9 protein-coding genes are annotated in these 14,671 nt (G+C 45.5%); 5 read left to right on the plus strand and 4 right to left on the minus strand.

Annotation, left to right across the window (positions count from 1 at the left end):
* Positions 1-9 precede the first annotated feature (9 nt).
* Complete coding sequence (locus DVG78_RS14340) at positions 10-2,397, plus strand: ABC transporter permease (RefSeq protein ID WP_114461746.1); 2,388 nt, start codon at positions 10-12, stop codon at positions 2,395-2,397.
* 91 nt (positions 2,398-2,488) lie between these two features.
* On the opposite strand, the gene DVG78_RS14345 is transcribed toward DVG78_RS14340, so the two are convergent.
* Positions 2,489-3,586, minus strand: a complete 1,098-nt coding sequence (locus DVG78_RS14345) for a chorismate mutase (RefSeq protein WP_114461747.1) — start codon at positions 3,584-3,586, stop codon at positions 2,489-2,491.
* A 125-nt stretch (positions 3,587-3,711) separates the two neighbouring features.
* Between DVG78_RS14345 and DVG78_RS14350 the strand changes: the two genes are divergently transcribed.
* Together DVG78_RS14350 and DVG78_RS14355 are read left to right on the plus strand one after the other, a co-directional pair.
* Positions 3,712-4,920, plus strand: a complete 1,209-nt coding sequence (locus DVG78_RS14350; RefSeq protein ID WP_114461748.1) for a proline dehydrogenase family protein — start codon at positions 3,712-3,714, stop codon at positions 4,918-4,920.
* Positions 4,921-4,930: 10 nt separating this feature from the next.
* Positions 4,931-5,752 carry a lipoprotein signal peptidase gene (locus tag DVG78_RS14355; RefSeq protein ID WP_114461749.1) on the plus strand — a complete coding sequence of 274 codons (822 nt, stop codon included), beginning with the start codon at positions 4,931-4,933 and terminating at the stop codon, positions 5,750-5,752.
* A gap of 78 nt (positions 5,753-5,830) precedes the next feature.
* Here the strand turns inward: DVG78_RS14355 and DVG78_RS14360 are convergent, their stop codons facing one another.
* The 3 genes from DVG78_RS14360 to DVG78_RS14370 all read right to left on the minus strand — a co-directional run bounded on the left by DVG78_RS14360 (position 5,831) and on the right by DVG78_RS14370 (position 10,023).
* Complete coding sequence (locus DVG78_RS14360; protein ID WP_114461750.1) at positions 5,831-6,508, minus strand: superoxide dismutase; 678 nt, start codon at positions 6,506-6,508, stop codon at positions 5,831-5,833.
* Between the two features lie 242 nt (positions 6,509-6,750).
* Complete coding sequence (locus DVG78_RS14365; RefSeq protein WP_199563256.1) at positions 6,751-8,130, minus strand: glutamine synthetase family protein; 1,380 nt, start codon at positions 8,128-8,130, stop codon at positions 6,751-6,753.
* A 213-nt stretch (positions 8,131-8,343) separates the two neighbouring features.
* Positions 8,344-10,023 carry an AMP-binding protein gene (locus DVG78_RS14370; RefSeq protein WP_114461751.1) on the minus strand — a complete coding sequence of 560 codons (1,680 nt, stop codon included), beginning with the start codon at positions 10,021-10,023 and terminating at the stop codon, positions 8,344-8,346.
* A 234-nt stretch (positions 10,024-10,257) separates the two neighbouring features.
* Between DVG78_RS14370 and DVG78_RS14375 the strand changes: the two genes are divergently transcribed.
* Entirely contained in the window at positions 10,258-11,241 is a 984-nt protein-coding gene (locus tag DVG78_RS14375) for a bile acid:sodium symporter family protein (protein WP_114461752.1), read from the plus strand.
* A 161-nt stretch (positions 11,242-11,402) separates the two neighbouring features.
* Positions 11,403-14,621, plus strand: coding sequence for an amidohydrolase family protein (locus DVG78_RS14380; RefSeq protein ID WP_229598232.1), 3,219 nt, complete (start codon positions 11,403-11,405; stop codon positions 14,619-14,621).
* Positions 14,622-14,671: the final 50 nt, after the last annotated feature.

The following is a 14,671-nucleotide window of genomic DNA, read 5'->3' on the forward strand; positions in this document are numbered from 1 at the left end:
TTTGTTTATATGTTACGCAATTATTTCAAAATCGCGTTGCGCCACCTTTGGCAAAATCGACTGTATTCAAGTATCAACGTCATTGGTCTGGCTTTTGGTCTCACCTGTGTATTGTTGGCTATTTTATACATTCGAGATGAACATAATTTCGATACATTTCATCAAAAAAGCCCTGATTTGTACCGAATTACCACTACGTTAATTGCTGCTAAAGGAGAAGACCCTCAAACCTCAGGAGGGACGGGACAAGTACAAGGACCTGCTTTCAAAGCGGCAATACCCGAAATGGAAGAGTACGTAAGGGTAATGGGCGGAGCCATTTTTGGAGACATTCGCACCGACCGAAAAGCATTTAAACTTCAATTGCTTTTTGCTGACGATAACTTCTTCAATGTCTTTAGTTTTAAGTTGATTCATGGCAATCCTAAAACAGTGTTGAAAGACGTTGGCTCGGTCGTTATTACGGAAAAAACAGCGCTCAAATTTTTCAACTCAACCAACGTAGTCGGCAAAATTTTGCACATGGAAGCCGATCCGTCTGCCGATCGTTTGGGCAAACCGTTGGTCGTTTCAGGCGTTGTGGAAAATCCTCCTAAAAACTCTTCGATTCAGTTTGATGTACTGCATCCTTTTAGCTTTATGCAGTTGAGTTTTGAGGATACTGCTTGGTTAAATGCTTACCTCGGAACGTTTGTAGTATTGAACCCTAAAGCGGATAAGGCATTGGTTATCAAAAAATTTAACCAAGTTCACGCCCAACATGCCCAGGAGCAAATCAAGGAAAATGGCCACAATCCTGAAACAAATTATGGCTTGCAACCTATTACTGACATTCACCTAAATCACTTAAATACAGGTGGTGAAGGAGGGGCCATTAATTACAGCAATCCACTTTATTCGTATGTTTTTCTGGGCATTGCCATTTTTATTTTATTGATGGCGAGCATCAATTTTGTCAATATCAGCATTGCTAGTTCGCTCAAACGCGCCAAAGAAGTAGGAATTCGCAAAGTGACGGGCAGTCATCAAAGCCAAATTATTATCCAATTTTTGGGCGAATCAGCTATTTTATGCGTAACAGCCTTTCTTTTGGCACTTGTTTTTATGTTAATCTTACTTCCAATATTCAATGAATTGGCAAATAAGCAAATTGAAATTGGGGAAATTTTTGAGTGGAGACTTATATTTTCTTTTATCATCGTATTGTTGGTCAACATTTTACTGTCCGGCTTATACCCTGCCTATATGCTTTCCAATTTTAAACCCGCCGAGGTTTTATACAGTAAGCAGAAGCTTTCAGGAGGCGGTTTTTTGGGACAAAGTTTGGTGGTTCTTCAATTTGCATTGGCGGCTATTTTGCTGATTGCTTCTATTGTTTTTTACCAACAAATGAACTACGTCCGCACCAAGGATTTGGGGTACAACCCTTACCAAGTCATTCGTTCGTACATCAGCGGCAACCGAGAGACCAAACCCTTTGCTGAATTTATCAAAAACGAAGTAGCCAAAGAACCGTCTATTGTACAGATTTCATTTGGCGAAGATCGGGGCAGTAATTACAAAGCCAAAGTCAATCAACGCACGGTGAAAAGCAGCTACCAAAATATTGACCAAAATTATTTCTCGGTGTTGGGCATTCGTCTAAAAGAAGGACGAAATTTATCCAGCAACCAGGAAGTCATTGTCAATGAAGCGTTTGTAAAAGCGTCAGCATTGGCAAACCCTATTGGAGCCTTGATAAAAACGGAAGATTTTTTTATCAAATCACCCGCCCGAATTGTGGGCGTCGTCAAGGACTTTCATTTCGGGTCACTTCGCAATCGAATCTCTCCTTTGGTTATGACCACAAACGATGTGTATCACGGCGGTATTTGGCTTAAAATTGACAAAAATCGGCAGCAGGAAGCCATCAAAGCCTTTGAAAAAATCTATCGAAAAGCCCTTCCGAATGCCGTGTATGAGTATAGTTTTATGGATGAGCTCAACAATCGAGATTATATCCAAGAACAACGATGGCAAAAAATCATAGGCTTCGCCACGCTTCTTTCGATGTTACTCTGCGGGATGGGTTTATTTGGATTAACGCACTTGGCTGCTCAACAACGCACCAAAGAGATTGGTATTCGCAAAGTATTGGGTGCTTCGGTCATGAGTATTGTTGCATTGTTGTCCAAGAATTTTTTAAAGCTCTCTTTTATTTCGGTGATTGTTGCCTCGCCGATTGCATTCTATTTCATGGACAAATGGTTGCAGGGTTTTGCCTATCGAATCCAAATATCATGGAACATTTTTGGCTACACGGCATTCATCATCATTTTTATTTCTTTTCTGACGGTCACCTACCAAGCTATCCAAGCCGCTCTCATGAATCCTGTTGACAGTATCAAAACCGAGTAGCACTCTTAGTTCAATCTATTTCTTTCAAAAAATAAGGCCGCCCAATTGGGGCGGCCTCGTGGTATGACAATCAATCGTGCCTAAACTGAAACTAAGCAGCCGGCGTCGTGTTCATTACTTCTGTTTGCTTACGGATAGAAGCCATGTGAATCAGTTCAAACAACTCTTCCACAAAATCAGGGTACAAATTCATTTGCTTACCCAAATCGGCGCGGTTTTTACGAAGTTGTCTCCAACGATCCATTTGCAAAACGGCCACGTTGTTATCACGCTTGTATTCACCCAACTGCTCCACTAACGACATACGCGTGCCCAAAATCTCTAGTAGTTCACGGTCAAGATTATCGAGTTTACTGCGTAGTTGTTCCAACTGATTGATATAATCTGTGCCGTACTCGGGCTTACGAACGTGCAGTTCGTGCAGCATTTCGCCCAAAGCAGCTGGCGTCAATTGTTGAGCCGCATCCGACCACGCTTTGTCTGGGTTGCAGTGTGACTCAATGATGAGACCATCGTAGTTTAAATCTAACGCCCGTTGTGCAATTTCGAACAAATACGCACGTTTTCCGGCCATGTGGCTAGGGTCACCAATCATGGGCAACTCTGGAAACATCGTTTTGAGTTCGATGGCAATATTCCACATGGGAGAGTTGCGGTATTTTGTTTCCTGCGCATTCGAAAAACCACGGTGAATAGCTCCGAGTTTTTTGATGCCAGCACGGTTAATACGCTCAAATGCTCCAATCCACAATGCCAAGTCTGGATTGACTGGGTTTTTGATCAACACAGGCACATCCACCCCTTGCAACGCATCCGCCAAATCTTGAACATTGAACGGGTTAACGGTGGTACGGGCTCCAATCCACAAAATATCAATTCCGTATTTAAGAGCAAGTTCAACGTGCTGAGGAGTAGCTACTTCAACAGCAATCGGCAAACCAGTTTCTTTTTTTACGGCAGCAAGCCAAGGCAACGCAGCCTCGCCCATTCCTTCAAAGCTTCCAGGACGGGTACGTGGTTTCCACACGCCCGCGCGCAGTACGTTTGCATATCCTAATGCTTTAATCTGGGTCGCGGTTTCCCAAACCTGCTCTTCAGTTTCGGCACTGCATGGGCCTGCAATGACGAGTGGTTTCCCTCCCGTATCAACCCACGAACTCATTGGTAAAATTTCTAAGGTGGCACTCATAATCGAGAAAAATTAAAAAAATTAATTAAGTACAACAATCTGATATTAACAATTTGATAGCTAAGGACAACTTTTGTAATTTTGCATTTGTTTTATTGTTATAACAACAAACGCACGTTAAAATTATGTCTATAAGTGTTGCTTCCCCCCAAGTAGGGGTTTCGTTTGATGACACTTCGGTTGCATTCTCATCAAAGTCAAATTTCCAGTTAAAGAAAACTTACTGGCTATTTGCATTAATGAATCAACCTTGGCTTGTAAAATTAGGAACTTTTTTTATAAAACTCGCGCTTTTGTTACGACTTCCCGTCAAAAACCTCATAAAAGCAACTTTATTTGGCCAATTTTGTGGAGGTGAAAATATAAAAGAGTGCAACAAAACCATAGATAATTTGGCAAAGTCTAAAATTGGAACAATTTTAGACTATTCGGTTGAGGGAGAAGACAATGAGCAGAGTTTTGATAAAACTGCTAGCGAAATTCTGCTAACTATCGAAAAAGCGAGCCAAACCGAAGGGATTCCGTTTTCAGTTTTTAAGGTAACGGGGATTGGTTCAACCCCTCTGATGGAGAAAATTCAGGCGGGAGAGCCCCTTACTTCCAACGAGCAAGTTGCTTTTGAACGCCTCAAACAACGCGTGGACCAATTATGCCAAAAAGCCCACGATCTGGATGTCAAAATTTTTGTCGATGCCGAAGAAAGCTGGATTCAGGATGTAATTGATCAACTGGCGTACAAGGCAATGCAAAAATACAACACCAAAAAGCCCATCGTCTACAATACATTCCAGATGTACCGCCGCGATATGCTGGAAAATCTGAAAAAAGCCACTCACGAAGCAAAAGTAGACGGGTATTTTCTAGGAGCTAAATTGGTAAGAGGTGCCTACTTCGAAAAAGAACGCCAACGCGCCTACGAAAGCGAATACCAAGACCCAATCCACGCTACCAAAGAAGACACCGACTGCGACTACAACAAATCCATTTTGTTTGCCCTCGAAAACCGTGACGTGATTTTTATTTGTTTGGGAACCCATAACGAAAGCAGTTGTTTTTACTGTATCGAATTAATGCAAAAACTCAACATTCCGCACAACGACCCGCACGTATGGTTTGCGCAGTTGCTCGGAATGAGCGACAATATTTCCTACAATTTGGCCAATGCAGGTTATAACGTAGCCAAATACGTACCTTATGGCCCCGTTGAGACGGTTATGCCATATTTGTTCCGTCGTGCCGAAGAAAATAAATCCATTGCGGGACAAAGCAGCCGCGAGTTTTTGCTTATCAAACGTGAAGTGGGTCGTCGCCACACCATGAAAGTTGTTCATTAATCCCCATTCCATGACTCAATCCCCCAAAGGCCCTCTCAAATTCTTTTTGTTCGCCCTGTTGCTTATCAGTGTAGATCAAGCTTCAAAATTGCTCGTACACCAGTATATGTCTCCGGGATTTGCTGGGCAAATTAGACTCATCGGAGATTGGTTCAAGCTGTATTACGTAACCAACCCGGGCATGGCGTTTGGGATGCAAATTGACCACGAATACGGCAAGTTGTTTCTGACGGTATTCAGGCTGGGAGCCATGATTTTTATTGCTGGCTATATGTTGCGCCTTGCCCAAAAAGGAGCCTCCAACGGACTCCTCTGGGCTATGGCCATGATTTTGGCGGGAGCCATCGGCAACTTGATTGACAGTATTTTTTACGGAGTGCTTATCGACAATGCCCCTTACGGCTCTCCCACTCCGTGGTTTCACGGCCAGGTTATTGACATGGTATTCATTGATTTTTGGGAAGGTTTTGTACCTGATTGGGTTCCTGTTTGGGGGGGGCAATACTACACAACGCCTATTTTCAACTTTGCCGACGCCTGTATTTTTATCGGTGTCTGTATCATTTTGATGTTTCAGGGCACTTTTTTCCCGCGTTTGGATGAGCACGAAGAGATTGAAGAGGCTCCGAAAACGGATGAAATTACCGAGGTTGCATCAATCGTTGCATCCGAAGGCGAAACCGAAACACCCGCATCAGAAACGGAGGTAATCCCAACACAAGATGTCACCGAGCCTACTTCAACATTGGAAGAAGAAACGCCAGAATCTGCCTTGGAAGCCCTTCCCCCAACAAATGACAACACTAGCACACAAGTACCTAGTAAAGAATAGATTACCAAATCAACTATATAAAAAAAGAGAATGCCGCAGGGCATTCTCTTTTTTTATATGACAGATAAAATCAAGTCTTTACTTCATCGCTGCCGCATACAATTCGGCTACTTTATCCCAATTCACGACATTCCAAAAAGCGTCTAGATAGTCGGGACGTTTGTTTTGATACTTAAGATAATATGCGTGCTCCCACACATCAACCCCCAAAATCGGCGCGCCTTGTACATCAGCTACGGGCATCAATGGATTGTCTTGGTTTGGCGTAGAGGTGACCACCAATTTTTTATCTTTTACAATCAACCACGCCCATCCTGAACCAAAACGGGTAGTACCTGCTTCTTTAAATTTCTTTTTGAATTCGTCCAATGAACCAAAATCTTTGGTAATGGCATCGGCCAATGCTCCTTTGGGCGCGCCGCCTTTGCCGGGCCCCATGATGCTCCAAAAGAAGGTGTGATTCCAATGTCCCCCACCGTTATTGCGCACTGCGGGAGCAGTTTCTTTCGTAATTCCTTTTACCAGCGCATCAGGCGTCAATTTTTCTTCTGGTTTACCCGCCACGGCCTTGTTCAAGTTGTCGATATAGGCTTTATGGTGACGTCCATAATGGATTTCCATGGTAGTCTTGTCAATATTGGGCTCAAGAGCATCCGATGCGTACGGAAGTGGAGCCTGCGTAAATTGTGCCATAGCCTGCAACGAACCTGCGGCCAATGCTATTGCAAATGCATTGCGGAGAAATTTAGTTGTCATTTTGCTAAAAAGAGTTGATTAATGAATGATGTGCAATATTACGTAGAATACAACGCAAGAAAAGCAGCGAAAGTTATTTTCTGCGTAAAAATAAAAAAACCTTCTGCGCAATGCAGAAGGCTTTTTTAAGTATTTGTAGTAGAGGTTTAGAAATAATCGTTGCAAAAGTAGTAGATAAATTGATTAAATGAATTATTTCAAGAAAAAATTTAAAAATTCACTTAGCAACTCTTTCTAACCCCTTAAATCTGTTCAAAATACCGTTTCCGTTCCCAGTCGGTCACCGATGCATTGTAAGCGGCCTGCTCTGTTTTATAAAAATGCGTGTAATGCTCCACTACTTCGGGCCCAAAACTCCGCTTGGCAAACTCGCTATTGGAGAAAATCGCAATGGACTCAGCCAAGGTGTACGGAACCCTCGGCAAATGCGCCGCGGCATAGATATCACCCTCAAAAATGGCTGGTGGCTCAATCTGCTTTTCAATTCCTTCCAATCCACACGCCAACAATCCCGCAAAAGCTAGATAAGGATTACAGTCCGCCCCCGGAATCCGGCACTCAATCCGTAGGCTTTTGCCTTGACCCACTACCCTAAAACCAGCAGTGCGATTGTCATAACTCCACGCCAGACGCGTAGGGGCCCACGAACCATCTACATAGCGCTTGTATGAGTTGATGGTTGGGGCATAAAATACCATAACATCGGGGGCATGAGCAATGCAACCCCCTAAAAACCAACGGAATGTATCTGAACACTGAACGGGCCCCAGCGTATTGTCGCCTGCAAAGGCCGTTTCGCCATCTTTCCACAAACTGATGTGAATATGGCAACTAGAACCCGCGCGGTCGGCGGCAAATTTGGCCATAAACGTAATACTCCAACCCATGGCATCGGCCACTTCTTTGAGACATTGTTTGTACACCACGTGGCGGTCGGCCATGTCTAGTATTTCGGCGTAGCGTACATTGAGCTCGTGTTGACCCAAGCCCCATTCTCCTTTGGAGTTTTCAACGGGCACGCCCGATTGCTTCAAATAACGCCGCGCCGCCGCGTTGAACGGCTCGGTACGGGTACCTTGCAAAATATGGTAATCTTCGATGTACCAGCCTACAGCGCGCAGTTGCGCGAAACCCGTTTCGTGCGCTTCGCGAAAACTGTTTTCAAACAGATAATATTCCAACTCGGAAGCGGCCAGCACGTCAAACCCGTGTTGAGCGGCTTTATCAAGCTGTTTTCTCAGGATTGAACGGGGCGCTATGTCAACATATTGGTGCGATTTTTCGTTTTTAACATCGCAGATAATCATCGCGGTGCGGTCAAGCCACGCCGCTACCCGCAGCGTAGAAAGATCGGGCACTAAATGAAAATCACCGTAGCCGAGTTCCCAGTTGGCAAACGAAAACCCTGGCACTGGGTCCATCGCCATATCGGTGGTGAGGAGGTAATTGCAGCCGTGGGTGCCGTGTTTATAAATATCATCGACAAAAAAATCAGCGTCGAAACGTTTTCCGACGAGCCGCCCGTAATGGTCAGTAAAGGCTACAATAATGGTTTCAATGGTTTGTTGGTCTACAGCTTCGCGTAGTTGGTCAATAGTAAGGAGTCCTTGGGGTTTAGACATGGTGTCGTTTTTTTGCCTTAAAAATAGCAAAAAGGCAACATCCTTGCTTGAGATAATTCGGCATACCACAAAAAAGTACTTTTCCCCTCCCTACTTCTGGTTTCTTTCTACCTGCAACTCAATGCCTTTGAGAACCGATAACCTCTTGAAAAAAATAGATTGAGGGCTACGACTTTAAAGGGCTGGCTCACGACCTTCAAGCCAGTTCACCAATTATTCCCAAATGACATTCTCTTTTCCTTCATACCAAGGCTCCATCATTTGGCCATAGGTTTTTTCAATCACATTGCGCTTGGTTTTCATGGTGGGTGTCAACATATTGTTATCGACCGTCCAAGCTTCTCTCATTACGACAATCTTTTGTACACGCTCGTAAGATTTAAGTTTGGGGTTCACATCCGAGAGTGTAGCGGCTAGACTTTGAGTGACGGCGTCGCGTTCAACGGCCCGAGCAATTTCGGACAAAACCACCAAAGCAATGGGCTGCGGTAAACTTTGGCCCACTACGCAGATTTGTTCAATCAGCTTATTGTCCGCAAATCCAAATTCTATCTGTGAAGGTGCCACGTATTCACCTTTAGAAGTTTTGTACATTTCTTTTACCCGACCCGTAATTTTGATATAGCCTTCACTGTCAATTTCGCCCACATCCCCCGTATGAATCCATCCTTCGTCATCGATGGTTTCCGAAGTCATTTGGGGTTCTTTATAATAGCCTATCATGTTCCATTCAGCGCGCGTCAGGATTTCGCCCGTATCGGGCATTATTTTTACTTCTACCCCTGGATACAGCTTTCCTACGGTTCCATCCTTGGGCGCATCGGCGGGGGCCATACATACTGCGCCCATGTTTTCGGTCATTCCGTACGCTTCTTGAATTTTTATTCCCAGACGGCGAAACCACGTAATCAATGACACCGGCATCGGAGCCGCCGCCGTCAAAATAAACTTCGCTTCATTAAGCCCCAACCCTTTACGGATTTTTTTCTTGATAATGCCACTCAGAATAGGGATTTTGAGCAACATATCGAGCTTTTTCTGGGGCATTTTTGCCAAAATTCCCAATTGGAATTTAGTCCAGATGCGTGGCACTGCAAAAAAATGCGTAGGCTGTGCAGCAGCTAGGTTCGCCGCAAAAGTATCCAATGACTCTGCGAAGTAAATAGTCCCTCCCGTGCCTACGGCCGTTACTGCCACCACATTCCGCTCGGCAATATGACATAGGGGCAAATACGAAAAAAAACGGGTCTCGGGCAAATGATAGAGCATCATATCTTGGGTGACGTGCATGACCTTGGCCATCGCTTTGTACGTAAGCATTACTCCTTTGGGATTGCCTGTGGTACCAGAAGTATATACAATGGAGAATAAATCATCTAACTTCGGTCGGGGCGACTCAGTCATCGGTTTGCTGTAAGCAAGGATATCATCCCACTGTACATGCTCAGGGTCAGGATTATACGTTGGAAAAGAAATACAGCTTACACCTGTAGGAATTCCCTTTTTCATTCCCTGCCAATTATCGATTTTTCCAACAAAAAGCACCTGACAACCGCTATGAGTTAACACTTGATTTAACTGCTCGCCCGTAAGGGTGGGATAAAACGGCACCGAAACATGCCCAGACATCATGATGGCGAGGTCGGCAATAATCCATTCTGCACAGTTTTTTGAAACCAGCCCGATGTTGCTTTGTGGCTCTAACCCCAGCGAAACAAGGTATCCAGCCAATCGCCTTACCTGCTCTCCCGTTTCAGCCCACGTAAAGTCTTTGAATTTTTTACCAAAAGGCTGACGCAAAAAAACCTTGTCTGGCTGCGTTTTTTCCCATTGATAAAAATAATCTACGACTGTTTTCAGCTCCGACCCGTTAGAAATTACCGTTGTTTTCATCGTTTGTAAAGATTTAGGGTTTACAACAAAAATATAATTTTTTCACTAAAAAATTGGTTTTGTTCGATGTATTTATTGGGATAAAAAATTGGTTTTTGAACACTAATTCGCTAAAAGTGACCTATTCTTACGTAATCTCCGATTGTTTTCACTGATTCTTTCCATTCTAAAGGTTCGTTCATACTTATTTGCGTTATCGGATTAACTTTGTACCGATTGATAAATAGAATACGAATGATTCAGTTATTGGCAAAAGTCGGCATCAACGGATTTTTCTTCGCGTTGCTTGGAATGATAGCATTGGCCTATTTTTTTCCGGCCTTCGGCACCGAACAAAGCCCTTTACACTTGCCCGACATCACCGAATATGGCGTATCAGTTATCTTCTTTTTTTACGGCCTAAAACTCAATCCTGAAAAACTAAAAAGTGGCTTGAGCAACTGGAAACTTCACTTGGTGATTCAATTGACCACTTTTGTGTTGTTTCCACTCATTATTCTTGGTATTGGAGAAGCCTTCAACGTTGATACTTCTTCGTTGACGTGGTTGGGTATCTTTTATTTAGCGACGCTGCCTTCCACCGTCTCTTCTTCGGTGGTGATGGTGGCGATTGCGGGCGGCAATCTACCCGCTGCTATTTTCAACGCCAGTGTTTCCAGTATCATCGGCATTTTTATTACACCACTGTGGATGAGTCAGTTACTGGAAAAACAGGACGCTAATTTCGACATCTCATCCATCATCCTTCGCCTATGTTTAGAAGTGTTATTACCTGTTATCCTTGGTTTTTTCCTGCACAAAAAATGGGGCAAATGGACCGAGCGCTACAACGGTACACTGCGGATGTTTGACCAATTCATTATTTTGTTGATTGTCTACACTTCTTTTTGCGAATCGTTTGCCAACAACATGTTTAGCAACCAATCCTTCGGTGAAATCGTGGGGCTGGGCCTTTGGATGTTATTGTTTTTTGCTGTCATGTTCGGAATCATGCTTTTGGTCAGTCGTTGGCTTGGCTTCAACCGCCCAGATACCATCACGGTGTTGTTTTGCGGCTCCAAAAAATCGTTAGTGCAGGGAGCCGTGATGGGTAAAGTGCTGTTTCCCAACCCCGTCACGTTGGGCGTGGCGTTGCTGCCGCTGATGATTTATCATGCGCTACAATTGCTAGTGGGCAGTATGATTGCACAACAGATGGGCAAAAAAGAAGTAGTTTAAGCCATTACGTCTTCTCATTTGTCATTACCGTACTTTAACGTTATTTTTGAGAAACTTTGGTTCGCCAATCCTTAGCACACATTTCATCATTCCAAGCCCCTTTTCCCTTGAAAAAAAATGCTACCCTCGCCCTTGCGGCAGCTTTGGCCGTTTGTCAGGCCATGGCCCAAAAACCCAAAGAAACCTGGGACGTATCCAAACCCCAAGGCCCTTCCAAGGAAGTAAAATTCACCACCAATGAAGGCACATGGATGAACCTCGACGTTAGTCCCGACGGCAAAGAAATCGTCTTTGACCTACTCGGCGACCTCTATACGTTGCCAATCGGCGGCGGCGAAGCTAAGCTACTGGTGGGCGGATTGCCGCTGGAGATTCAGCCGCGCTACAGCCCCGATGGCAAGCGCATTTCTTTTACCAGCGACCGAGGCGGCGGCGACAATATCTGGACCATGAAACGCGACGGCTCAGACCTGAAACAAATTTCCAACGAAGATTTTAGACTCCTTAACAATGCCGTTTGGACACCCGACGGACAGTATCTTATTGCTCGGAAACATTTTACGGCGTCTCGCTCATTAGGGGCGGGCGAAATGTGGATGTATCATGCCAGCGGTGGTACGGCAGGATTGCAGTTGACCAAACGCAAAAATGACCAACAAGACGCGGGCGAGCCCTGTGTTTCACCCGAAGGCCGCTACGTATATTTCAGCGAAGACATGAGCCAGGGTCCTTTCTTTCAGTACAACAAAGACCCCAACGGACAAATTTATGTCGTTCGTCGTTTTGACCGCCAAACGGGCGCGCTAAAAAATATCGTGACTGGGCCCGGCGGTGCGGTACGGCCGCAGATTTCGCCCGATGGCAAGCAACTGGCGTTTGTGCGCCGGGTGCGCACCAAGTCGGTCCTGTATATCCATGACTTAAAAACGGGCGAAGAATTTCCCGTTTTTGACCAATTGAACAAAGACCAGCAGGAAGCCTGGGCCATCATGGGCCTTTATCCCAACTACGACTGGACACCCGACGGCAAAGACATTGTCATTTGGGCAAAAGGCAAATTATTTAGGGTCAACATAGCCAGCGCCAAAGCCACCGAAATTCCGTTTACGGTCAATGCCAGCCTGACGGTACAGGAAGCAGTTCGTTTTCCGCAAACTGTCTTTACACCGACCTTCCAATCCAAAATGATTCGTCACGCCCGAACTTCCCCCGATGAAAAAACTTTAATTTTTCACGCGGCGGGTTATCTCTACAAAAAAACATTGCCCAACGGCACGCCCGAGCGCCTCACTGCCGCTAACGATGTATTTGAATATGAGCCGACATTCAGCCCCGACGGGAAGTTTTTGCTTTACACCACTTGGAATGACTCGTTGACGGGCAGCATCCGAAAGTTGAATCTGACCAACAATTCTGTTGAAACCCTGACGACCGAAAAAGGCTTTTACCAAACACCTGCGTTCTCGCCCGATGGCTCCAAAATTGTATATCGAAAAGGAACGGGCAACGGCTACATGGGCTACGCCTTCGGCAAAGAACCCGGATTATACCTCATGCCCGCCACTGGCGGCGAAGGAACCTTGCTCCGCGACAGCGGCGAAGAGCCACTCTTCAACGCCACTGGCGACCGCATTTTCTTTCTGGAAGACGGGCAAACCAAATCCTTTAAAAGCGTAAACCTCAGCAATACCGACGAGCAAACCCATTTTAGCTCCCAATACGCCACCAAGTTTGTACCCAGTCCCGATAACAAGTGGATTGCGTTTCAGGAATTATTTCATCTCTACATTGCTGCCTTCCCCGCCACGGGCAAAGCCGTTGATTTATCGGGCAATACCAAAGCCTTTCCTGTTTATAAAGTCACGCGCGACGCTGGCGATTATTTGCACTGGTCCAACGATAGCCAAAAACTACACTGGACCATCGGCCCCGATTATTTCACACGCTCGGTACAACAAAGCTTTTTGTTTGTTGAAGGTGCACCCGAAAAACTGCCCGCTATTGATTCCACGGGCATTCCGATTGGGCTCACACTACCGACCGATGTACCCAAAGGCATGGTCGCTTTTAAGGGCGGAACCATTCTAACCATGAAAGAAAATGCAGAAGGGCAGTTGGAAGTAATTAAAAACGGGACACTGGTTGTTGAAGGCAACAAAATTGTGGCCCTCGGCGCGGCGGGGAAGGTCAAAATTCCCGCGGAAGCAAAAGTCATTGACGCCACTGGAAAAACCCTGATGCCCGGAATCATTGATGCCCACGCACACATCGGCACGGGCAACGAAAAATCGGCGCAACAGCAGTGGTCGTATTTTGCCAATTTGGCTTATGGCGTCACCACCGTTCACGACCCCTCTTCCAACACCGAAATGGTCTTCAGTCAATCGGAGATGGTGAAATCGGGGCGTATGATTGGGCCACGTATATACTCCACAGGAACTATTTTGTACGGAGCAGACGGCGATTTTAAAGCCGTGGTAAACAGCCTTGACGATGCCCGTTCGCATTTACGGCGGATGAAAGCAGTGGGGGCATTTTCGGTCAAAAGCTATAACCAACCGCGTCGCAATCAGCGCCAGCAAATCATTCAGGCCGCCCGCGAACTGGGCATGTTGGTCGTTCCAGAAGGTGGGTCATTCTTCAACCACAACATGACCATGATTATGGACGGTCACACCACCATCGAGCACAATATTCCCGTTGACCCCGTTTATAAAGATGTGGTATCTTTATGGAGCAACAGCAAAACGGGCTACACACCCACGCTGATTGTGAGTTTCGGCAGTGTTTCGGGTGAATATTATTGGTACCAAAAAACCAACGTTTGGGAGCAATCACGCTTACTTCGCTTCACTCCTCGCTCAATTATCGACAGCCGTTCTCGCCGCCGGGAAATGCTACCAGACGACGATTTTGGTCACTTTGGCAATTCACAAACGGCCAAAAAGCTAACCGATGCGGGCGTCAGTGTTCATTTGGGGGCACACGGGCAGCTGCAAGGCTTAGGTGCGCATTGGGAACTCTGGATGCTGGGTCAGGGCGGCATATCTAATCTCCAAGCGCTCAAACAAGCCACCATCGGCCCTGCTAAAACCTTGGGTTTGGACAAAGAAATTGGCTCGTTAGAAGTTGGTAAATTAGCTGACTTGCTGGTCCTTGATAAAAATCCGTTGGAAAATCTTCGCAACAGTGAAAGCATAAAATACGTAATGGTAAACGGACGCTTGTACGATGCCGAAACCATGACAGAAACCGGCAATTATAACCGCCCTCGACAGAAGTTTTTTTGGGAAAACAATCGCTACAATGCCGCATTTGAGTGGCACGCCGAAACCCGCAGTTTCGGGGCCATTCGCTGTATTTGTCAGGGGCGCCAGTGATACGCTAAAAAGGCAAAAGTATTCTTTACAAGCGGGCTGCAAAGAATACT

Source organism: Runella aurantiaca (genome assembly GCF_003339505.1).
Classification (GTDB): domain Bacteria; phylum Bacteroidota; class Bacteroidia; order Cytophagales; family Spirosomataceae; genus Runella; species Runella aurantiaca.